The 20,518-nt window shown below is 61.3% G+C and carries 21 protein-coding genes and 1 pseudogene; 10 read left to right on the top strand and 12 right to left on the bottom strand.

Annotation, left to right across the window (positions count from 1 at the left end):
* Positions 1-55: 55 nt before the first annotated feature.
* Positions 56-922: an oxidoreductase gene (locus tag FFM53_RS19810; RefSeq protein ID WP_138386939.1), complete on the bottom strand. Its 867-nt coding sequence runs from the start codon at positions 920-922 to the stop codon at positions 56-58.
* 34 nt (positions 923-956) lie between these two features.
* On the opposite strand from FFM53_RS19810, the gene FFM53_RS19805 reads away from it, so the two are divergent.
* A complete protein-coding gene (locus FFM53_RS19805) occupies positions 957-1,418 on the top strand; it encodes a winged helix-turn-helix transcriptional regulator (RefSeq protein WP_138386938.1) in 462 nt (153 codons plus the stop codon).
* Here FFM53_RS19805 and FFM53_RS19800 read toward each other — a convergent pair.
* The 3 genes from FFM53_RS19800 to FFM53_RS19790 are packed head-to-tail and all read right to left on the bottom strand — an operon-like array spanning position 1,415 to position 4,009.
* Complete coding sequence (locus FFM53_RS19800; RefSeq protein ID WP_025395442.1) at positions 1,415-2,791, bottom strand: ATP-binding protein; 1,377 nt, start codon at positions 2,789-2,791, stop codon at positions 1,415-1,417. The two genes, FFM53_RS19805 and FFM53_RS19800, sit on opposite strands and share 4 nt — an antisense overlap.
* Positions 2,792-2,815: 24 nt before the next feature.
* Positions 2,816-3,517, bottom strand: coding sequence for a response regulator (locus FFM53_RS19795; RefSeq protein WP_011652933.1), 702 nt, complete (start codon positions 3,515-3,517; stop codon positions 2,816-2,818).
* Positions 3,518-4,009: a MarR family winged helix-turn-helix transcriptional regulator gene (locus tag FFM53_RS19790; RefSeq protein ID WP_017989072.1), complete on the bottom strand. Its 492-nt coding sequence runs from the start codon at positions 4,007-4,009 to the stop codon at positions 3,518-3,520.
* A gap of 283 nt (positions 4,010-4,292) precedes the next feature.
* Between FFM53_RS19790 and FFM53_RS19785 the strand changes: the two are divergent.
* Positions 4,293-4,759: pseudogene (locus FFM53_RS19785) on the top strand (aminotransferase class IV); the annotation flags it as partial.
* Between the two features lie 148 nt (positions 4,760-4,907).
* On the opposite strand, the gene FFM53_RS19780 reads toward FFM53_RS19785, so the two are convergent.
* Positions 4,908-5,177, bottom strand: a complete 270-nt coding sequence (locus FFM53_RS19780; protein ID WP_003541697.1) for a hypothetical protein — start codon at positions 5,175-5,177, stop codon at positions 4,908-4,910.
* Positions 5,178-5,359: 182 nt separating this feature from the next.
* The gene (locus tag FFM53_RS19775) at positions 5,360-5,977 is read right to left on the bottom strand and encodes a DUF1236 domain-containing protein (RefSeq protein ID WP_138386937.1); all 618 of its coding nucleotides are present in this window, start codon (positions 5,975-5,977) and stop codon (positions 5,360-5,362) included.
* A 286-nt stretch (positions 5,978-6,263) separates the two neighbouring features.
* Here FFM53_RS19775 and FFM53_RS19770 point away from each other — a divergent pair, with 286 nt between their 5' ends.
* The gene (locus tag FFM53_RS19770) at positions 6,264-6,959 is read left to right on the top strand and encodes an MBL fold metallo-hydrolase (protein ID WP_138386936.1); all 696 of its coding nucleotides are present in this window, start codon (positions 6,264-6,266) and stop codon (positions 6,957-6,959) included.
* Positions 6,960-7,075: 116 nt separating this feature from the next.
* On the opposite strand, the gene FFM53_RS19765 is transcribed toward FFM53_RS19770, so the two are convergent.
* From FFM53_RS19765 to FFM53_RS19750, 4 genes are all read right to left on the bottom strand, one after another.
* Positions 7,076-7,417: a tRNA-binding protein gene (locus tag FFM53_RS19765; protein ID WP_138386935.1), complete on the bottom strand. Its 342-nt coding sequence runs from the start codon at positions 7,415-7,417 to the stop codon at positions 7,076-7,078.
* 10 nt (positions 7,418-7,427) lie between these two features.
* Positions 7,428-8,255, bottom strand: coding sequence for a pyrroline-5-carboxylate reductase (proC, locus tag FFM53_RS19760; RefSeq protein ID WP_138330403.1), 828 nt, complete (start codon positions 8,253-8,255; stop codon positions 7,428-7,430).
* Position 8,256: 1 nt separating this feature from the next.
* On the bottom strand, positions 8,257-8,757 hold the full coding sequence (locus FFM53_RS19755; RefSeq protein WP_003541709.1) for a type III secretion system chaperone family protein: 501 nt from the start codon (positions 8,755-8,757) through the stop codon (positions 8,257-8,259).
* 389 nt (positions 8,758-9,146) lie between these two features.
* On the bottom strand, positions 9,147-9,407 hold the full coding sequence (locus FFM53_RS19750) for an accessory factor UbiK family protein (protein ID WP_003541711.1): 261 nt from the start codon (positions 9,405-9,407) through the stop codon (positions 9,147-9,149).
* A 201-nt stretch (positions 9,408-9,608) separates the two neighbouring features.
* Between FFM53_RS19750 and lgt the strand changes: the two genes are divergently transcribed.
* The 6 genes from lgt to FFM53_RS19720 all read left to right on the top strand — a co-directional run bounded on the left by lgt (position 9,609) and on the right by FFM53_RS19720 (position 15,591).
* Entirely contained in the window at positions 9,609-10,457 is an 849-nt protein-coding gene (gene lgt / locus FFM53_RS19745) for a prolipoprotein diacylglyceryl transferase (protein WP_138386934.1), read from the top strand.
* A gap of 19 nt (positions 10,458-10,476) precedes the next feature.
* The gene (locus FFM53_RS19740) at positions 10,477-11,577 is read left to right on the top strand and encodes a class I SAM-dependent methyltransferase (protein WP_138386933.1); all 1,101 of its coding nucleotides are present in this window, start codon (positions 10,477-10,479) and stop codon (positions 11,575-11,577) included.
* A 111-nt stretch (positions 11,578-11,688) separates the two neighbouring features.
* Positions 11,689-12,483, top strand: coding sequence for a peptidoglycan editing factor PgeF (gene pgeF / locus FFM53_RS19735; protein ID WP_138386932.1), 795 nt, complete (start codon positions 11,689-11,691; stop codon positions 12,481-12,483).
* A 5-nt stretch (positions 12,484-12,488) separates the two neighbouring features.
* A complete protein-coding gene (locus FFM53_RS19730; protein ID WP_138386931.1) occupies positions 12,489-13,640 on the top strand; it encodes a M24 family metallopeptidase in 1,152 nt (383 codons plus the stop codon).
* Positions 13,641-13,731: 91 nt separating this feature from the next.
* Positions 13,732-14,553 (top strand): hypothetical protein, encoded by an 822-nt coding sequence (locus tag FFM53_RS19725; RefSeq protein ID WP_138386930.1) that lies wholly within the window; start codon positions 13,732-13,734, stop codon positions 14,551-14,553.
* Positions 14,554-14,658: 105 nt separating this feature from the next.
* Complete coding sequence (locus FFM53_RS19720; RefSeq protein WP_163882283.1) at positions 14,659-15,591, top strand: ribose-phosphate pyrophosphokinase; 933 nt, start codon at positions 14,659-14,661, stop codon at positions 15,589-15,591.
* A 220-nt stretch (positions 15,592-15,811) separates the two neighbouring features.
* On the opposite strand, the gene FFM53_RS19715 is transcribed toward FFM53_RS19720, so the two are convergent.
* Entirely contained in the window at positions 15,812-17,365 is a 1,554-nt protein-coding gene (locus FFM53_RS19715) for a hypothetical protein (protein ID WP_138386928.1), read from the bottom strand.
* 102 nt (positions 17,366-17,467) lie between these two features.
* A complete protein-coding gene (locus FFM53_RS19710) occupies positions 17,468-19,552 on the bottom strand; it encodes a putative bifunctional diguanylate cyclase/phosphodiesterase (protein ID WP_138386927.1) in 2,085 nt (694 codons plus the stop codon).
* A 296-nt stretch (positions 19,553-19,848) separates the two neighbouring features.
* Between FFM53_RS19710 and FFM53_RS19705 the strand changes: the two genes are divergently transcribed.
* On the top strand, positions 19,849-20,457 hold the full coding sequence (locus FFM53_RS19705) for a 50S ribosomal protein L25/general stress protein Ctc (protein ID WP_003561325.1): 609 nt from the start codon (positions 19,849-19,851) through the stop codon (positions 20,455-20,457).
* Positions 20,458-20,518: the final 61 nt, after the last annotated feature.

The raw sequence follows: 20,518 nt of genomic DNA, 5'->3' as shown, positions 1-20,518 counted from the left end.
CGAATATCCCTGATGCAAAGCGCCGCTTTTCAGCGGCGCTTTTGTTTTGCCTGGGTCAACCGGCCTTCTTTTTCCAGGGTAGCGACTCGGCCTCAGCATCAAAATCGGTCGAGACGCTGACGGTGCGCCACATCCGATCGGCTTCGATACGCGCCGCATCCGCCTTTTCGACATTGTGGACCGCATCGCTGCCGAGCAGCAGCCGGAATGGCGGCTCGTCGAGATCGGCGATGTGGATGACGACCGCAGCCGCTTTGGCAGGATCGCCGGGCTGCCGACCATCATATTCACGCTGGAATCGCACCGTAGCGCCGACCGTCTCCGCATAGTCCTGTCGCCCTTCGGCAAGCACCGTCGAAGAGCCGGCGAAATCGGTCCTGAAGCCGCCGGGCTCGATCACCGTTACCCTGATGCCGAACGGCGCGACCTCCTTCGACAACACCTCGGAAAAACCCTCGACACCGAATTTCGCCGTCGAATAGGCGCCGCGGCCGGCAGGTCCGATCCGGCCGCCGACGGATGAGAACTGGATGATGTGCCCCGCCCCCTGCCCGCGCATCAGGGCAATAACTGCCTTGGTCATGATGACCGTGCCGAAGAGGTTGGTCTCGATCTGGGCCCGGAAATCGGCAAGGCTGGTATCCTCGATCGAGCCGATATTGCCGTAGCCGGCATTGTTGACAAGCACGTCGATGCGCCCGAACCGCTTCACACCAGCCTTGACTGCCGCCGCTGCCGCTGCCTCGTCTGTCACGTCAAGCGCCAGCGTCAGGACCTGATCGCCATACCGTTCGGAAAGATCGGCAAGCTGGCCGGGATCGCGCGCCGTCGCCACCAGATTGTCGCCGGCGGCCAATACCGCCTCCGCCAGCGCCCGGCCGAGACCGCGTGAACTCCCTGTTATCAACCAGACTCTGAACATCGGAAACCCTCCTTGTTTGGTTCCCGGTTCATGTATGATCTATTGTATCCGATCGAAAGAAGGTACCCAAACGATCTATACACACCTTGAGGTAACTGAGTTGACCAGTGACATGTTCGATTTCTGCAGCAGTATGACGGACGAACAAGATGGGCGGGCCCGTGAACTGATCGAACGGGCGGCGGCGAAATGGCCGCTGCGCATCCTGCATGTGCTCTCCGATGCCGGCGCTCCTCTGCGCTTCTCGCGCCTTATGGAGAGGGTCGAGGGCATCAGCCAGAAAGTGCTGACGCAGACGCTGCGCACCCTCGAAAGGGATGGCCTCGTCATCCGCACGCTTTATCCCCAAGTGCCGCCGCGCGTCGAATACGAGTTGACGCCGCTCGGACGCGACCTCCTCATGCAGGTCGTCTCGCTATGGCGCTGGATCGTCGAACACCTCGACGATTTCGATGCGCGCAAAGCCGTCAAGCTGGCGGCTACCGCCAACGCTTAAGCCGGGATGCGGATCGTCGCCCTCAGCCCGCCGAGCGGGCTGTCACTGAGCGTGACGTTGCCGCCGTGGCTACGGGCAATGTCGCGGGCGATCGCAAGGCCGAGCCCGGTGCCTGATGCATCGAGGTTACGCGCCGTATCCAGCCGGAAGAATGGTTTGAACACATCCTCACGGTTCTTTTCGGGAATGCCAGGCCCGTCATCGTCGAAGATGACGGTCAGCCATTTGGCGTTGTGCTTGGCCTCGATGTCGAGCCTATCGGCATATCGGCGCGCATTCGAGGCAAGGTTGGTGACGAGCCGCATGAAAGCGTTCGGCCGGACGGATATATCGTCATCGCCTTCGATGGAGTAGCTGAATTTTTTGCCGTGCAGGGCGAAATCGGATTCCAGCTTCGCGAAGATCTCACTGAGTTTCAGCTCGCCGACATCCTCTTCGACCTCGCCGCGTGCAAAGGCCATATAGGCCTCCAGCATGGTCTGCATATCATTGACGTCGTCGTTCAGCCCATGCAGGTCGGGATTGTCGCCGGCCAGCGCCAGCTGCAGCTTGAAGCGGGTGAGGATGGTGCGCAGATCATGGCTGACGCCGGAGAGCATCGCGGTGCGCTGCTCGATCTGTCGTTCGATTCGCTCGCGCATCAGGATGAAGGCAAGGCCGGCGCGCCTGACCTCGTCGGCGCCCCGCGGATAGAAATTATCGGGCTTCTGCCCCTTGCCGAAGCTTTCGGCCGCGCGCGCCAAGGTCAGGATCGGCCGGATCTGCCCGCGCAGGAAGAGGATCGAGATGCCGATCAGCACTAGCGAGGTGCCGACCATCCAGACGATGAAGATATGCGTGTTCGAGGCATAGGTCTGGCTGCGTTTGGTCAGTACCCGCAGGATCTTGTTGTCGAGTTTGATGCGGATCTCGACGAGGTTCGAGTTGCCGACCGTGTCGATCCAGAAAGGCCGATGGATCTCGTCGGTGATCTCGTCGCTGAGGATGCCGTCGAGGATCGAGAAGAACGGCTTGACGCGCGGTGGCGGCAGGTCGCCGTCCGGCTCGATCGAGATCTGCAGGCTGAGCTGGTCGCGGGCGATGCGGATGATCTCGCTATAGTCCGAATTCTGCGGATAGGTCTCGATGATCTCGATGATCGCGGCGATGTCACGGGTGACCGCAAGCGACAGCCGCTCCGTTACCATCTGCCAGTGGCGCTCCATGAAAACGGCGGCGACGACGGATTGCAGGAGCACCATCGGAATGATGATGATCAGTAGCGAACGCGCGTAAAGTCCGGTCGGCAGCCGCCGGCGCAGCCAGCGGACGATCGAGCGCCAGCCCGGCGCAGAAGTGCGGTCTTCCCGCCGCAAGCTGTCGATCGTCACCATCAGCGCCGGTCCCGAACCTTGAGTTTAGTCGATGCTCAGCCTGTATCCGATGCCGCGCACGGTCTGCAGCCAGACGGGATTGGCGGGATCGTCCTCGATCTTACGCCTCAGCCGGTTGATCTGCACGTCGATCGTCCGCTCGCCGACTTCGGTATCGTTGCCGATCAGTTCATGGCGGGGGATCGTGTCGCCGGCGCGCCGCGCAAAGAGCAGCATGATCTCCTGCTCGCGGTCGGTGAGCCGGATCACCTCGCTGGCTTTCTTCAGCTCCTTGCGGGTCAGCGAGAAGGTGTAGGGGCCGAACATCACCTGTTCGATCTTCGGTCCCTCGCCGCCGGCGTTGCGGCGCAGGATGTTGTTGATGCGCAGCACCAGTTCGCGCGGGTCGAAGGGCTTGGAAAGATAGTCATCGGCGCCCGCCTCGAGGCCTTCGATGCGGTTGCCCGATTCTGCCAGCGCCGTCAGCATGATGATCGGAACGTTCTTGATGGCGCGAAGCCCGCGGGTAACCTCGATGCCGGATTCGCCGGGCATCATCACATCCATGATGATCAGGTCGAAATCGAGACCCGCAAGCTTGCGCTGCGCCTCGGCGCCGTCGGCGGCGACGGTGACACGGAAGCCGTTTTCGGCGAGATAGCGATTGAGCAGCGCACGGATGCGGGAGTCGTCATCGACCACCAGCAAGTGCGCCGCATCGTCGGAAATATCTGTCTTGACCGCCATTCAATCCGCCTTCTGTCTGTCCCGCATGCCGCTGAGGAAAGCTTTTACGCCCTCCCGCACCTCCGCAGAAGCCCCTTCGAATGCCCGCTCAATGCGGCGCGATTGCGGCTCGGCAAGGGCAAGCGCCAGCTCTCGTCCCGATTTCGTCGGATAGAGCTTGCGCTGCCGCCGGTCTTCAGGACCTGCCACCTGGCGAATATAGCCTGAGTCGATCAGCTGTTTCAGCACCCTTGCAAGGCTCTGCTTGGTGATCTTCAGCGTTTCGAGGAGATCGGCTACCGTCATACCGGGATTGCGGTTGACGAAATGCACGACGCGGTGATGCGCCCGGCCGAAGCCGCTCTTTTCGAGGATAGCGTCAGGATCGGAAACGAAGTCGCGATAGGCGAAGAAGAACAGCTCGATGATCTCGAAATCGATGATATCAGTATCTTCCATCGGCGTGGCTAGCGGCTCTGGCTTGCCTGCTTTCGGGCCGGTCTGTCGTGACACTCGGCATTTCCTTTCTTTTCCGCGCGCTGCCGGAAGCTTTCGCGAAGATATGTCAGCTTTATTGACATAAATTTGCGTCGCTATTAGCTTCCGCGAACTCTGCGGGAGCCCCGCACGCCCTCTCATCTCCCTGGCATTTCCCCAGAAAACAAGGCCCGTCCGGCACTCCGACGCAATACGCGATTTCCCCTTGCGTCTGTGGATAAAACGTAATGGGGACAACAATCAACAGGCATAGCGTTGAAGCGCCGGAGGAGTTTGGGGATGGCTTCGATTCCTTTGAATCAGCTGGACGGGGACGCAGGCCAACCGCATCAATGTCGCCATCGCCATCTGGCAATGGGGCAGCTATTTCAACCCGAGCGAAAAGCTGAAGGGCCTCCGCCTCGATATCGCCGAATACCGCGTCCCGATGCGAAGACGGCGCCCTGCGCCTCCAAGGCTGCCGGTCTCTACATGATCTGCACCATTTCCAAGCACGCCGCCGAAGCCAAGGGCTACGCCGATGCAATGATGCTCGATTATCGCGGCCAGATCGCCGAAGCGACCGGCGCCAACATTTTCTTCACCAAGGACGGCGTCATTCATACGCCGACCCCGGATTGCTTCCTGAACGGTATCATCCGCCAGACTGTCATCGACCCGGTTTCCGAAATCGGCCCGTATCGCTTCGCGCCGTCGACGATCTCCGAAACGCCGATGAACGACTACATGAAGGAAGTCTATCCGGCGGCGATCGCCGCCGGATAAGGGCCTCACGCAATCGGTCCGGCCACTGCATAATTCCTTAAATCGGAATCGGTTTAAGGATGAAATTACGCAGCGGTTCAAAGTGCTACAGCGTCCTTTGCGCGTCTGAAAAGACGCGCGGCGCTGTAGATACAGACCCGTCGGGCCTTTATCTATGCGCCCGCGCCATGACCAGTCCCGCGAGCGTCGAGAGAATGCCGCCGCCGATCAGGCCGCCGATGCCGTCGGCGATCAGGCCGGTCATAGCCGCTTCCCCACCGACCATGCTGAGCAGCATGCCGCCGGCGACGCCGCCGATCGCACCGGCGATCGTACGGGCGACGACGTTGATCGCCTGCTGCTTCAAAGCGGCGCTCGCGGCGTTGCCGCCGATTGCGCCGGCAATCAATTGTGTGATGAGCGGAAGTAGGGCTTCCATGATTTCCTCCTCTGCGATCTCCCCGATCGCCGATCCATGCCGAACCTTCGGCATATTAGTATTTTATCATATTTTGGAGGAAAGCGTTAAGAAAAATCAACCGGTGCGGGATTAAGGCAGGGAGAAGCGCCCCGGAACGAGGCGGTCCGATGTCCGCCTCGCCTCAGTTTCTGTCGATCACGTCATTGATAGACGTAGACGATCCGGCGCGTACCGGGATCGACCAGCACCGGCCGATCGTTGATCCTCGTATAGCGGTACTCGTAGTCGGGAATCGTCTGGAAGGTGACATCGCCAGGCACTTCCGCGCCGACGACGACGTCGCCGCCAAGCTGTACCGTCTGGCCTGGATTGGTGTCGATATAGGTGCGGACCGTCTCCGGCGGGGTGATGGTCTCGACCGCTCCCACGGGGCCGAGCAACTCGTCGCCCGGTGCCGGCTGCGGATCGGCCGGAACGACACTTGCAGTGGACTCGTAAGTCACGCTGGGAACGCCGATCTCGGCGCGGTGCTGTTCGACGATGACAGAGCTGCCGCCATGATCGACCTGCAGATAATCGGCATAGACCCAGCCGCGCATGCCGTTGACGTCGACACGGCACCAGCGGCTGCCTTCGATGCAGCCATCAAGCACCGCGGTCGAACCGCGGGTAGCAAGGCCGACCGTCGGATATTGCGGCCCCGGGCCGGCGCGAACGTTGAGATCATTGACCGTCGTGGCCATCATCTCCGCCTGCGCAAGACCACTGCTTGCCAGGAGCACGGCTCCAGCCAACAGAATGTTTCTCTTCAAGGTCATGTGAGCGTCTCCTTGGTTTCGATGGGCTGACAACGCGCGGGGTTCCACGATGTTCCCCGGCACTCCGCCCAGCGAAATGCCGCTTGTGGAGATTTCATCCAAGTGCCTTGAAGAATTGAAGAAAATTCGATTTTTCCGCTCTACGGCAATGGCGAAGAGAGGCATAAACTCTTGTTTCAGTCCGTCTTTTTGCCGTGAGGCAGGCCGCAATGGCGGAAGATTCCGGCTGTCCTTGCCGTGGTTTCGGACTATACCCGAAGCAACAGAGACACGAAGCGAGGCACATATGGGCATGCTCCAGGCCGGCATCATTCCGGTGACACCCTTCCAGCAGAACTGCACGATCTTCTTCGATCCCGATACCAAGGAAGGCGTCGTCGTCGATCCCGGCGGCGACGTGCCGCTCATCCTGCAGGCGATTGCCCAGAACGGCCTGACCATCAAGGAAATCTGGCTGACACACGGCCATCTCGACCATGCCGGCGGCGCCAGTGAATTGAAGGAAGCCCTCGGCATCGACGTGGTCGGCCCGCATCAGGACGATCTGCCGCTGCTGCAACGGATCGAAACGCAGGCTGAAAAATACGGCATATCAGGATTGCGCGACGTCGTGCCCGACCGCTGGCTGAAGGATGGCGACAAGATCTCTTTCGGCGCCCATGAATTCGAAGTCTATCACACGCCCGGCCATGCCCCCGGCCACGTCATCTATTTCAACCGTGCGCAGAATTTCGCTCATCTCGGCGACGTGCTTTTCAACGGCTCGATCGGCCGCACCGACCTGCCCGGCGGCAATCATCAGCAGCTTCTCGATTCGATCCGCGACAAGGTATTGCCGCTCGGCGACGACGTCGGCTTCATCTGCGGCCACGGCCCCGGCGGCCGCATCGGCGACGAGCGGCGAAGCAATCCATTCCTGCAGGAGATCAGGCCTCGTGGAGGATCCGATGCGACCACGTCAGGCGAAGCTCCGAACAACTAATGCATGTCGCCCAAAAGTGCGCAGCGGTTTTGGGATAACGACTTGCATAAAATAAAGACTTGAAGCGCGTCGCGTGAATCCGATTCGACGCGACGCGCTTTAGTGTGAGCTCGCGCTCACATCATCTTTTGGCCGTTCGGCACCGGCTGTTCGACCGCAGCAAGCACGATCGCGCCGTTCTCATCCTCGAAACCCAGCGTCAGTACTTCCGAGCGGAATGGCCCGATCTGGCGCGGCGGGAAATTGACGACGCCGAGCACCTGCCGGCCGATCAGGCTTTCCGGCGTATAATGCACGGTGATCTGCGCTGAGGATTTTTTAATGCCGATGTCAGGACCGAAATCGATCAGGAGTTTGAACGCCGGCTTGCGCGCCTCCGGAAAGGGACTGGCTTCGATGATCGTTCCGACGCGGATATCGACACGCTCGAAATCGGCGTAGGTGATCTCTTCGGCCATATGGTCTCCGTCAGCCAGCCAGTTCCTCGGCCCGCTTGCGCGCCGCCGCAAGGGCTGCGTCGAACAAGGGCTGCATGCCGTCTTCGGCCATCAGCACGGCGAGCGCCGCCGCCGTGGTCCCGCCGGGAGAGGTCACGTTCTCGCGCAGCCGCGAAGCGTCGTCGGGGGACTGGTGCATGAGTTCACCAGCCCCCGCGACTGTTTCCCGCGCAAGACGCATGGCGAGGTCCGCCTGCAGGCCGAGTTTACGGCCTGCCTCCGCCATACATTCGACGAGATAGAAAACATAAGCCGGACCGCTGCCCGAAAGCGCCGTCACGGCATCGATATCGGCTTCCGCCGGCACCCATTCGACCGGCCCCGAGACGCTGAGAAGCGAATGGACGCGTTCGCGCTGCGGATCGCTGACTCCTGAATTCGCAAAAGCGCCGGTGACACCACGCCCGACCATGGCCGGCGTGTTCGGCATGGCCCGCACCATGGCGGCCTTACCAAGATGCTTCTCGAGGAAACCGAGCGTCTTGCCCGCTGCGACCGAGACGACGACCGTATCCGGCCCGACGGCGCTCTTCACCGCCGGCAGCACCGTCTCCATCACCTGCGGCTTGACGGCGAGGAACAGCACGCTTGCCTTCAAATCCGTAGGAAGCGCGGTCAGATGGGTCGCACCAGCCTCGCTGATCGTCGAAAGCATGGCCGGCGACGGGCCGGGATCGACAACGATGACGGCCGAGCCCGGAACGCCGCTTTTCAGCCAGCCGGAGAGCATCGCCCCGCCCATGTTTCCGGCACCGATCAGGACGACGGGATGTGTCGAGGGAAAAGGGGTCGTCGGCATCTTATGCCTCGCCGACCGTTTCAAACAGCACGGCTTCCATCGCCTTCGTCGCTTCCATGCCGGACCAGACGACGAACTGGAATGCCTGGAAATAGGCTTCGCAGGTATCGAGCGCGCTGGAAAGCAGCACCTCCACCTGGCGATTGGTAGGCTCCGCACCGCCGGCAAGCAGCAGCGATTGGCGGAAAATGACGACATCTTCCTGGCGCCAGAGGTCGAAATGACCCATCAGCACCTGCCCGTTGATCGCCGAGAGCAGCTTGACCACCTCGTTGACCCTGATGTCGGGAACTTTGATATCGAAAGCGCAGCCAAGATGCAGCGCCTCGAATTCCTCCATCCAGGAGAAGGAGACATGGTAGTCCGTCCAGCGGCCCTCGACCGTCATCGCGATCTCGTCCTCGCCGGACCGTTCGAACGACCAGTCGTTGTTGGAGGCAACGTACTCGATCATATCGACCGGGTTCGACTGACGCTCGACTTCCAATTCCATCAGGTTCATGCAGCACCTTCTTGACCGGAACGAATGCGACCTAACTTGGTGTACGAACACAAGAAAGACACACGCAAAATACCGGAACCACCACTCGGATGATCGTTGAACCGCTGCCAGACTTAACGCAGATAACCTGCCCGGAGCTTACCAAGTCGCTTCGAATCATCATTTAAAATCAGTGTATAGCGCCCCTTGCCCCCTGCCAGCCCCCCGAACGGAAAATAGGACCGACCACTGTGGAAAGGCTCTTCGAAATTCAATTCAGAAGGGAGAATAAGCGACTCTGCGAATTGGCTTTTTTGGCAGTGTCCACAGGTGGAAAACTCACCTGGTTTTTTTACGGAAGATGCGGCGTGTGGCATGAAGGCAACGCCGCATCTGTGTCTTATCGGGACTTAAGCGCCCTCGCCGGCAAGCTTCGCCTCGAGCGCTGCGATGCGGGCGGCAAGCGCCTCGTTCTCGTCGCGTGCCTTGATCGCCATCTCGCGCACGGCCTCGAACTCCTCGCGCTTGACGATGTCCATGCTGTTCAGCCAACGCTCGGCCTGAGCGTTGAAGGCGGTTTCGATCTCCTTGCGGACGCCCTGGGCGGCACCGGCCGCATCGGTCATCAGCTTGGCGAATTCGTCCATGATTCGGTTCGTTCCGGTCGTCATGGCGTTTTTCTCCCTTGGCATGAGGTGAATTCAGCCCTTCAGGGCCTCGAGGATTGAGGTAGGGCTTCGCCATCGACGATGCAAGCGCTTTACACGGGATAAGCTTGCCGGAACCGGCCGGGAACTGGCCATCACGAACAATGGACTTGACCGTCCGGGATCGCAGCGGCATGTTCCGCGCAACTCAACGGGTGGAAAACCTTGCCGACAGCAGCCGATCTCCTTGCCATCATGCCTTTCCCGGATATCGATCCGATCGCCTTTTCGATCGGTCCGCTGGCGATTCACTGGTACGGTCTCGCTTACGTCGCCGGCATCCTGCTCGGCTGGGCCTATGCGCGCCGCATCGCCGCCAATGACAGTCTCTGGCCCGGCAACGTCTCGCCGATATCAAAGACGCAGCTCGACGATTTCATCGTCTGGGCAGCGCTTGGCGTCGTCCTCGGCGGTCGTCTCGGCTATATTTTCTTCTATGATCTCCCCGCCGTCCTGCGCAGTCCCGTCCGTGCGCTGGAGATCTGGAATGGCGGCATGTCCTTCCACGGCGGTCTGACCGGCACGACGATCGCGATGATCCTCTTTGCCCGCCGCAACGCCATCCCGGTCTGGAGCCTGTTCGACATCGTCGCCGCCGTCGTTCCCTTCGGCCTGTTCTTCGGCCGCATCGCCAATTTCATCAATGGCGAACTGTGGGGCCGGTTGACCGACGTGCCCTGGGCCGTGGTCTTCCCGACCGGCGGTCCCTTCGCCCGCCATCCGAGCCAGCTTTACGAAGCCGGCCTCGAAGGCATCGTTCTGCTCCTGGTGCTGGCCGCCTTCGTCTATGGCTTGCGCGCGCTGAAAAGCCCCGGCTTCATTACAGGCGTCTTCGTCTGCGGTTATGCGCTGTCACGCATCTTCGTCGAATTCTTCCGCGAGCCTGATGCCCAGCTCGGTTACCTTCTCGGCACGAACTGGCTGACCATGGGCATGGTGCTCTCCTCCCCGATGATCCTGCTTGGCCTCTGGGCGATGCTGCGGGCTCGCCGCCAGGCTGCGCTGCAGCTCTGAAAACGGCAGGACGCGCGACATGACCACCGCTCTAGGCGAAAAGATCAAGGCGATTATCCAGGCCAACGGCCCGATCAGCGTCACCGATTATTTCTCGCTCTGCCTGGCAGACCCCGAACACGGCTATTACCGCACCCGCGAGCCCTTCGGCCGTTCCGGTGATTTCGTCACCGCGCCGGAGGTCAGCCAGATCTTCGGCGAGATGATCGGCGTCTTCATCGTCCATGCGTGGCAGCGCCATGGCACACCGACTGATGTGCGCCTCGTCGAGATCGGCCCCGGCCGCGGCACCATGATATCAGACATGCTGCGCGTCATCTCCCGCATCGCTCCACCGCTTTTCGACGCCATGACCGTGCATCTCGTCGAAACCAGCGAGCGGCTGCGCGACGTCCAGAGCCAGACGCTCGAACCGCACGGCGAGAAGATCACCTGGCATGATGGCTTCGACGAAGTACCGCCCGGCTTCACGCTGATTGCCGCCAACGAACTCTTCGACGCCATCCCGATCCGCCAGTTCGTCCGCATGCCGACGGGTTTCCGTGAGCGCATGGTCGGTATCGACGCCGATGGCGAGCTGACTTTCGCCGCCGGCGTCGCCGGTCTCGATCCCACGCTTCTTCCCGAACCGGTGCAGAACGTGCCGGTCGGCACCCTCTTTGAGATCTCGCCTGCCCGCCAGGCGGTGATGATGGCGATCTGTGAGCGGCTGCGCGCCTTCGGCGGCACGGCGCTTACGATCGACTACGGCCATCTCGTCACGGGCTTCGGCGATACGCTGCAGGCGGTGCGCATGCATGAATTCGACCCGCCGCTCGCCCATCCCGGCGAAGCCGATCTGACGAGCCATGTCGACTTCCAGCAGCTCGCCGAAACGGCGCTCGCGGCCGGCCTCCATCTGAACGGCGCCCTGCATCAGGGTGATTTCCTGACCGGCCTCGGCATCCTCGAGCGCGCAACCGCCCTCGGCCGCGATCGCGAGCTGCAAACCCAGCAGGTCATCCAGGCGGCGGTCGAAAGGCTCGCCGGCGCCGGTGAAGGCCGGATGGGCGAACTCTTCAAGGTGATGGCGGTCTCCTATCCCGCCCTCGATCTCATGCCCTTTCGTCCGGTGGATTGACAGGGCGCACGCGGCTGGTTCAACATCCGCCCGAAACAAGAACTTGAAGCGCGCCGTATATGCGATGCGCTTGGGATAATAACAAACCCCTCGAAAACCCCGGAATCACAGATGCAGGACGCGGCCTCTCCCGCACCGATCGAAAGCGCGCTCCTGAACGAAGCGGCGGGCGCCACGATCCGGCACGGTTATTTCACTCGGGCCGGCGGCGTTTCCGAAGGGCTGTATCGCGGCCTCAATGTCGGCCTCGGCTCCAGCGACGAACGCGACAAGGTCCTGGAGAACCGCCGTCGCGTCGCCGCCTGGTTCGGCTTGCCGGTCGAGCGGCTGGCAACCGTGCATCAGGTCCATTCCCCCGATGTAGTGACGATCGGCGCCGATTACGACGGCGCCCGCCCCGACGCGGATGCGATGGTAACGCGCACTCCTTGCATTGCGCTTGGCGTGCTCGCCGCCGATTGCGGACCCATCCTGTTTGCCGACCCGGACAATCGCGTCATCGGTGCCGCCCACGCCGGCTGGAAGGGGGCGCTGACGGGCGTGCTCGAAAACACCATCGCCGCCATGGAGGCGCTCGGTGCGGACCGCGCTCGCATCGTCGCCTGCCTCGGCCCCTCGATCAGCCAGGCGAGCTATGAGGTCGGCCCTGAGTTCGTCGAGCGTTTCGTCGCCGAAAACCCGGAGGACGAGCGCTTTTTCGTACCTTCCGAAGCGCCCGGCCACGCCATGTTCGACCTGCCGGCGCTGACGGTCGACCGGTTGACGAAAGCCGGCGTGCGTGCCGAAAGCCTCGGCCTCTGCACCTATCCGGACAATGAGCGCTTCTTTTCCTACCGTAGGACGACACATCGCAAGGAGCCGGATTACGGCCGCCAGATTTCCGCGATATCAATCAGGGAGACTTGAGCAGAATGGCACTGCATTTCGAAAAGGCCGAATTCGCAAGCCGGCTTGCGCGCCTCACCGAGAAGATGAAGGAAGAAAAGCTCGACGCCTTGCTGCTCTTCGCCCAGGAAAGCATGTACTGGCTGACCGGCTACGACACCTTCGGCTACTGCTTCTTCCAGACGCTGGTCGTCAAGAGCGACGGCACCATGGCGCTGATCACCCGCTCGGCCGATCTTCGCCAGGCCAGGCATACCTCGATCCTCGAGGACATCCATATCTGGGTCGACCGGGTCAACGCCGACCCGACGCTCGACTTGAAGAACCTGCTGGTCGAGATGGACCTGCTCGGCGCCCGCATCGGCATCGAATATGATACGCACGGCATGACCGGCCGCGTCGCCCGGCTGCTCGACGCACAATTGACCACCTTCGGCCAGATCGTCGACGCCTCCTACCTCGTCAGCCGCCTGCGCCTGATCAAGAGCCCGACGGAGGTCGCCTATGTCGAGCGCGCCGCCGTTCTCGCCGACGATGCGCTCGATGCCGCGATCCGGCTGACAAAACCTGGCGCCGACGAGGCCGATATCCTCGCCGCCATGCAGGGCGCGATCTTTTCCGGCGGCGGCGACTACCCCGCCAACGAGTTCATCATCGGCTCCGGCGCCGATGCCCTGCTTTGCCGCTACAAGGCCGGCCGCCGCAAGCTCGACGCCAACGACCAGCTGACGCTCGAATGGGCCGGCGCCTATGCGCATTACCATGCCGCCATGATGCGCACGATCGTCATCGGCGAGCCGACGCATCGCCACCGCGAGCTTTATAACGCTTGCCGTGAAACTATCGAGGCGATCGAGACCGTGCTCGAGCCCGGCCAGACCTTTGGCGATGTCTTCGACATGCATGCCAGGATCATTGACGAGCGCGGCCTGGCCCGCCACCGGCTGAATGCCTGCGGTTATTCGCTCGGCGCCCGCTTCTCGCCCTCCTGGATGGAGCATCAGATGTTCCATGTCGGCAATCCGCAGCCGATCGAGCCGAACATGTCGCTCTTCGTGCACATGATCATCGCCGATTCCGATACTGGCACGGCGATGACGCTCGGCCAGACCTATCTGACGACAGCGGACGCGCCGCGCGCGCTATCCCGCCATCCGCTCGATTTCATCGGGCTCTGACCGGTGAGAATCCGGAATTGACAGATGACCGTCCCCACCCGCATAAATTCGGGTGGGGCTGATTGCGATTGCGGGAAGGACAGACCAAGGGATGACGCGAGCTGCGATTGTGCCCACGCTCCTGTTCGTCATGGCTCTATTGACAGCCTGCAATACGACCGATGCGCTGACGCCCCAGGTCGATATCGGCAATTCCTCCGGGGGAGCCCCGTCGAGCCCGGTGACGCAGAGCGAAGCCGAGCGTTTGGCGGGCACCCGCCAGCCGCGTTTCTCGGGAAGCTCGCAGCAGGGCGGCTACCATCCAGCCTATGATCAGTCGCAGCGGGCCTATCGGCCCGGCACCGGCGCGGCGCCGACGACGATGCAGGAACAGGCAGACGCCCTGTCGAGAAGCGGCTCCTCACCGGCCGCCTCTGCTCCGATCGACGGACAATCGCTGCCCCCGCCGGCGGCCAGTGGTGAGCTTGCCGCACAACCGGCTCCGCCGGCCGAGGCGCAACAGCCGCAGCAGACCGCCGCCCTCCCCCCCAGTTCCTCCTCCGCCCGCGGCAATACCGTGCGCTTCCTACCGATCATCGGCGCGCCGGTGCAGGCCGTGACACCGCTCTCGCGCCAGCTCGGTGCCGAGGCGCGCGCGCACGGCCTTTCCATCAAGAGTTCGAACGACGCGAGCAGCGACTACATCCTCAAGGGCTACCTCTCCGCCTTCAGCGACGATGGCAAGGTCACCGTGGTCTATGTCTGGGACATTCTCGACAGCGGCGGCGGCCGTCTGCACCGCATCCAGGGCCAGGAAAGCGTGCCGACGGCCGCGGCCGATCCATGGGCGGGCGTTCCAGCCTCGGTGATGCAGCAGATCGCCTCGAAAACCATCGCGGAATTCTCTTCCTGGCGGCAGGCTCAGGGCGGTTAGTCACAAACTTTTTGCAAATATGGAAGCCTGTGGCGCCTTTGCCCTTGCATTCACGGGGAAGCTGACTAAAAAGCGCGGCTATCAGCGCGTAACAGGCGGACCAAAATGAAGGTTTTCGCGGGCAATTCGAACCGGCAACTCGCCGAAGCGATCTGCAACTATCTCAACGTTCCCTTGGGGAAAGCCAGTGTTCGAAGGTTTGCCGATCAGGAAATCTTCGTGGAAATCCAGGAAAATGTGCGCGGCGAGGACGTTTTCCTTGTACAGCCCACCGCTTTTCCCGCAAACGACCACCTGATGGAACTGCTGATCATGATCGACGCCATGCGTCGTTCCTCAGCCCGCCGTATCACCGCCGTCCTTCCCTATTTCGGCTATGCGCGTCAGGACCGCCGTGCTTCAGGCCGCACGCCGATCTCCGCCAAGCTGGTCGCAAACCTCATTACCGAAGCCGGCGCCGACCGTGTCATGACGCTCGATCTCCATGCCGGGCAGATCCAAGGCTTCTTCGATATCCCGACCGACAATCTATTCGCCATGCCCGTGCTGACGCGCGACATCAAGAGCCATTATGACCTCAGCAACGTCGTGGTCGTCTCGCCTGACGTCGGTGGTGTGGTTCGCGCCCGCGCGCTTGCCAAGCGGCTGGACTGTCTTCTGGCCATCGTCGACAAGCGTCGCGAGCGGCCGGGTGAATCCGAAGTCATGAACATCATCGGCGACATCAGCGGCAAGGACTGCCTGCTGATCGACGACATCGTCGATTCCGGCGGCACGCTCTGCAACGCGGCCGACGCGATGCTGGCCAAGGGCGCATCCAGCGTCACCGCCTATATCACCCACGGCGTTCTCTCGGGCGGCGCAGTCACCCGCGTCACTTCCTCGAAGCTGCGCGAACTCGTCATCACGGATTCGATCCAGCCGACCACCGCGGTTCTCTCGGCGCACAATATCCGCATCGTGACCACGGCCCCTCTGATCGGCGAAGCCATCAGCCGAACGGCTCAGGAAGAGTCCGTCTCCAGCCTCTTCGATTAAAAAGAGCCGGCATTCGACCGGCTCTTTCAATTTCTGCATCAGAGACCAAGCTATTACCGGGCATGCGCTCCGAGCCGCATGAATTGCTGGCCCGTTGATTGTCGCCGAGCCGCGTTCGGCGACTACGAAAGCCCAGAATAAACCGCCGTTACGATCGTTGGGCACAAAAAAGCCGGCACAAGGCCGGCTTCTTTTCATTTCTGATCCCAATTGATAACGCTCAAGGCTGCTGCGGCGGCGCAGGTACCGCGTCCTGCCCCTGATCCGGTTCTTGCTCCTGGTCTGACTCCAGCCCCTGATCTTGATCCTGGTCCGGGCCATCCGGCCCCTTGACCACCTGCCCGTTGACGGCGATCGCGCCGTCGCGGCTGATGCTGATGTCCCAGCGCGAACGGCCATCTGCATCGGTCTTGGCGAAGCCCTTCACCATCATGATGCCGAAGGAAACCTGGTTGAGATCGGGATCCGTCTTGGCAAGCTCCTGAACCGCGGCAATCGTCTTGTCGAGATCACGGGCAAGGATCGTCGCTTCCATCGAATAGTCCTTTTCGGTGTCGACCCGCCCCTCGATCTTGCCGGTCATATCGAGGTCGTAGACATCGGATTTGGCGCTGATCTTCGGAAACTCGACGGCGAGCCGGCCGTCGCGGAAGAGCTTCTTCGCCATCTCCTCGCCGCTCGTCTCAGGCGCCTCGGCGCTGCTGAAATCCACCGCCATGAATGCGTCGCCGAAGGTTGCGAAATCCATATTCGGAATGGCCAGCTGCAGATCGAAGCTGGTCGGCACGAAAGGCGAATAGCTTGCCGGCATCAGCGGGCTGTCGAGGCTGATATCCTGCGCATTGATGCCGAAGCCGAAACGCATGGCGTCGCTCGGCCCGTCGACAGCCACATTGTAATCGAACGCCTTGACGCCGCCATTGCCCATCTGGCTGCTGATGGTCAGATTGTTGACCCCGATCGTTTCGCTGAACGAGGCAAGAAGCGGGAAGGCTTGCTTGAGCATTCCCTTTATCTTGTCGCTGTTTTCGGGGCTCAGTTCCTTCTCTTCGAGATGGTCGAGAACGAAAAGGACGATCTCGCGGATTTGCTTGGCCGGCAGGCCGTTTACCTTGGCATCGAAATCGATCGAATCAGCCCGGATTTCAACGGGCGGCATTTGCAGGCCGGAAACCTGCTCGACGAAAGTGGACATCGAGCCGCTGCCCGCAAAATCGATACGCCCGTTGCCGCCCGCGCTGTCCGTCGAACTCAGCTTTTGGTCGATCGCGGCGATGCTGGCATGGACTTCCTCGGTGTCGGACTTGCTGGTGACCTTGATGTCCTTGCCGGTGAAGGTGCCGGAGCGCAGATAGCTGATCGCCGGGTCGAAGACGCCGGTGTAGACAAGCGAAGCGATGGAATAGGAAAAATCCGTCGGCTTCTGGTCGGGGCCCTTGAAATGGCCGGAAACGTTGAGGTTGTTGTCACCCTCGATGTTCCAGAGCCCGCTGTCGAGCGGCGTGGCGAACATCGAGAACGGCGTCAGCCCGTTGATCGCGAATGTCGCCGGATCGGCCTTGGCAAGCAGCTTCGCCAGATCGTAGATGATCTCGTATCGCGCCCCCGCCGGATTGACCGTGATCAGGCCGCTCTTCGCCAGATCCTCGGGAAGCAGCTTCGTCAGCGTGTCTTTGACCGCATTGGCGCCATCCTGATTGATCTCGACACCCTGGGCCGTGGTGACAAGGCAAAGTGCCAGCAAGCTCGTTGCCGTGACAAGTTTGAGACGCATAGTCCGATTTCTCCTCAGCCGCTTTTTTGAATGCGGGCCATCCAAAGATGCGAAGCGCGCCGATGTCAACCTCAGCTGCGGCAGAGAATGGCAATTTGCCACTCACGCGGCCGCGGATTTCTTCACGGCCGGCGCAAGAACCCTTTCCTGCTGTACGGCCGGCACCTCGCCGTTGACGATCGCCTCGATGCCCGAGCGCGGTCCCGGCTTACCGAAGAGGAAGCCCTGCACCTGCAGACAGCCTTCCCGTCGCAGGAAGTCGATATGGTCTTCGTTTTCGACGCCTTCAGCAAGCACCGGTATGTCGAGGCTTGCCGCAAGAATGAGCGTCGAACGCACGATTGCCGCAGACTGCTTGTTGGTGACGACGCCGTCGACGAAGGCGCGGTCGATCTTGATCTTGTCGAACGGGAAGCTCTGCAGTGTCGACAGTGACGAATAACCCGTGCCGTAATCGTCCATCGCCACCTTCACGCCAAGCGCTTTCAGCCGGCGGATTGCCTGCAGCGCATGTTGATGATCGGCGATGATGCCGGATTCGGTGATCTCGATCTCGAGTCGCGCCGCCGGCAGGCCGGTCTCGAGAAGGATCTGATGCACGATCTGCGGTAGGCGGTTGTCGCCGAGCTGCTGCGGCGCGACGTTGACGGCGATGCGCAGCGGGTTCTTCCAGGTCGCCGCTTCCGCGCAAGCGGCCCGCAGCACCCATTCACCAAGCTCAATAATAAAGCCGGTCTTTTCCGCGATCGGAATGAATTCGACGGGTGAGATGTAGCCGCGCACGGGATGTCTCCAGCGCAGGAGCACTTCCAGGCCAACGATGTCGCGCGTCAGCGTGTCATTCTGCTGCTGGTAGAACAGCTCGAATTCGCCGCGCGCCAATCCTTCCCGCATCTCGCTCGCCAGCGCGTTGCGTTCGCGCGCTGCCTGGTCCATCGAGGGCTCGTAGAAGCATATGCTGTTGGTCGCTGTCGATTTTGCCCGATACATGGCGATATCGGCCTGCGACAGCAGGTCGTCCAAAGTGTCCGCCTGTCCGGGATAGGTGGAGATACCGATACTGGAGCCGACGGTGAGCGCATGGCCGTTCCATTCGATCGGCCGGGCGATCTCGTCGAGCATGCGTTGTGCCAGTCCCTTGGCGTCTGAACGGACGAAATAATCGCACATGACGGCCACGAACTCGTCGCCGCCGACCCGCGCCACGAACTGGCCGTTCTGCATGATCCTGGACAGCCGCTCGGCGACGGCGCGCAGCACGGCATCGCCGGCGGCGTGGCCATGAACGTCGTTGATTTCCTTGAAACGGTCGAGGTCGAAGGAAAGCACGGCGATATTGGCCGTCATGTCTTTCGGCTTGTTGACCAGAGCCGACAGATGCTCGTTGAAGGCGGCGCGATTGGCAAGATTGGTCAGCGGGTCATGCAGCGACAGATGGCGGTAACGCTCGACGGCTGCCTGCGTCGACTGCATGTCGATGATATAGGTGGAGGCACCCAGCGCCAGGATGATGATCATGACGGCGCTGACAAGACCGGTCATGATGCCGTCCGAGATGATCTCGGTGGGTGCCGCAACAGTGGCATCCGGCAGGATCGTCAGTCCCGCCATGCCGGTGAAATGCGTGAGCACGATCGCAAGGATCAGCGAAAGGGCAGCCCCGTGGCGGCAGAAACGCGTGATCGGCCGACCGATGCGATTGGTGGCGACCGCGCCGAACAAGCCGGCGAAGACCAGCGAGGCGACGACATAGGAGGCCTGCCATTCGAGACGACCCTCGATCTCGTAACCGGCGATCCCGACATAGTGCATGACCGCGATGCCGAGGCCGACGATCACGCCGCCTGCCTCAATAAGCGCGCTCTTCTGCGCGATTGACGCGATGGCAAAGCCGATCATCGTCGTCGCGACGGCGGCAAACAGCGACAGCAGCGTCAACGTCGGCTCATAGCCGTTCGCCACCGGCGTCTGGTAACCGAGCATGACGATGAAATGCGTCGTCCAGATGGACGAGCCGCCAACGAAACCGGAGAGAAACAGCCAGTTGGTTTTCTGCAGCCCCTGCGATCGGCGCACCCGGGTGAAGAGGCGCATCGACAGCATCGATCCGAGCACACAGATAATGGTGGCGAAGATCAGATGCGGAAGGCTGTGTTCGACGGTGATACAGGAAAGGACGCGCAACATGAGAGGCAACCGGCAAATTGAGACGGCCCTGCTTATATTGGCGGGTAAACGCAGGATTTATTAATCGCCGCCGATTTCGTTTTCGATGGTTAAACCTTGGCGAAAGCGTGTATATGGGCAAAAAACAACCAAAATCCGCAACTTGCGTTTCCGATCGACTTATAATATAGGCCACCGGTCCGTGTAGACACCCTTGGAGGCAACGCGGATGAGGTCGGGTCATACCGCCTCCGGTTCGTCGGAACAAGGCTTTTGCCCGCCGCCGAACTCTCCAAATAACCTCGAAAGGAATAGCCATGAGCCAGGAAACTTACGAGCTCAAGGCCGAGGCGCGCGAACGGGTTGGTAAGGGGTCCGCCCGTGAACTTCGCCGCAACGGTTTGATTCCCGCTGTCATCTATGGTGACAAGCAGGCCCCCATTGCCATCGCTCTCAACACCAATGAGGTGACGAAGCGCATTCACGCCGGTGGTTTCATGACCACCGTGGCGACGATCGACGTCGACGGCAAGAAGCACAAGGTTCTGCCGAAGGACTACCAGCTCGATCCGGTCCGTGACTTCACGATGCATGTCGATTTCCTGCGCGTCTCCGGCAACACCCAGGTGACCGTTGAAATCCCCGTTCACTTCATCAACGAAGAGAAGTCCCCGGGCCTCAAGGTCGGCGGCGTTCTGAACATCGTTCGCCATGAAGTCGAAGTTCATTGCCCGGCCGATGCGATCCCTGAGTTCTTCAACATCGACCTCAGCGGCAAGAAGATCGGTGACAGCATCCATATCGCGGAAGTCACCCTGCCGAAGGGTGTCACTCCTGTGATCGACCGCGACTTCACGATCGCGACCATCATTGCCCCGGCTGGCGGCATTGACGAGACTGCTGCGGAAGGTGGAGCCGAAGCCTGATCGCTTCGACCAATTTGTAAAGCATATGGCCCGCTTTCCCCTGGAAAGCGGGCTTTTCATT

Source organism: Rhizobium indicum (assembly GCF_005862305.2).
GTDB classification, from domain to species: Bacteria; Pseudomonadota; Alphaproteobacteria; order Rhizobiales; family Rhizobiaceae; genus Rhizobium; species Rhizobium indicum.
This window is presented reverse-complemented; position numbering and strand designations above follow the sequence as displayed.

Excerpts from the sequence above, each read along its gene's own strand:
- FFM53_RS19810 (WP_138386939.1), bottom strand. The coding sequence starts at position 922 with ATGTTCAGAGTCTGGTTGATAACAGGGAGTTCACGCGGTCTCGGCCGG.
- FFM53_RS19805 (WP_138386938.1), top strand. The coding sequence starts at position 957 with ATGATCTATTGTATCCGATCGAAAGAAGGTACCCAAACGATCTATACA.
- FFM53_RS19800 (WP_025395442.1), bottom strand. The coding sequence starts at position 2,791 with ATGGTGACGATCGACAGCTTGCGGCGGGAAGACCGCACTTCTGCGCCG.
- FFM53_RS19795 (WP_011652933.1), bottom strand. The coding sequence starts at position 3,517 with ATGGCGGTCAAGACAGATATTTCCGACGATGCGGCGCACTTGCTGGTG.
- FFM53_RS19780 (WP_003541697.1), bottom strand. The coding sequence starts at position 5,177 with ATGGAAGCCCTACTTCCGCTCATCACACAATTGATTGCCGGCGCAATC.
- FFM53_RS19775 (WP_138386937.1), bottom strand. The coding sequence starts at position 5,977 with ATGACCTTGAAGAGAAACATTCTGTTGGCTGGAGCCGTGCTCCTGGCA.
- FFM53_RS19770 (WP_138386936.1), top strand. The coding sequence starts at position 6,264 with ATGGGCATGCTCCAGGCCGGCATCATTCCGGTGACACCCTTCCAGCAG.
- FFM53_RS19765 (WP_138386935.1), bottom strand. The coding sequence starts at position 7,417 with ATGGCCGAAGAGATCACCTACGCCGATTTCGAGCGTGTCGATATCCGC.
- proC (WP_138330403.1), bottom strand. The coding sequence starts at position 8,255 with ATGCCGACGACCCCTTTTCCCTCGACACATCCCGTCGTCCTGATCGGT.
- FFM53_RS19755 (WP_003541709.1), bottom strand. The coding sequence starts at position 8,757 with ATGAACCTGATGGAATTGGAAGTCGAGCGTCAGTCGAACCCGGTCGAT.
- FFM53_RS19750 (WP_003541711.1), bottom strand. The coding sequence starts at position 9,407 with ATGACGACCGGAACGAACCGAATCATGGACGAATTCGCCAAGCTGATG.
- FFM53_RS19740 (WP_138386933.1), top strand. The coding sequence starts at position 10,477 with ATGACCACCGCTCTAGGCGAAAAGATCAAGGCGATTATCCAGGCCAAC.
- pgeF (WP_138386932.1), top strand. The coding sequence starts at position 11,689 with ATGCAGGACGCGGCCTCTCCCGCACCGATCGAAAGCGCGCTCCTGAAC.
- FFM53_RS19730 (WP_138386931.1), top strand. The coding sequence starts at position 12,489 with ATGGCACTGCATTTCGAAAAGGCCGAATTCGCAAGCCGGCTTGCGCGC.
- FFM53_RS19725 (WP_138386930.1), top strand. The coding sequence starts at position 13,732 with ATGACGCGAGCTGCGATTGTGCCCACGCTCCTGTTCGTCATGGCTCTA.
- FFM53_RS19720 (WP_163882283.1), top strand. The coding sequence starts at position 14,659 with ATGAAGGTTTTCGCGGGCAATTCGAACCGGCAACTCGCCGAAGCGATC.
- FFM53_RS19715 (WP_138386928.1), bottom strand. The coding sequence starts at position 17,365 with ATGCGTCTCAAACTTGTCACGGCAACGAGCTTGCTGGCACTTTGCCTT.
- FFM53_RS19710 (WP_138386927.1), bottom strand. The coding sequence starts at position 19,552 with ATGTTGCGCGTCCTTTCCTGTATCACCGTCGAACACAGCCTTCCGCAT.
- FFM53_RS19705 (WP_003561325.1), top strand. The coding sequence starts at position 19,849 with ATGAGCCAGGAAACTTACGAGCTCAAGGCCGAGGCGCGCGAACGGGTT.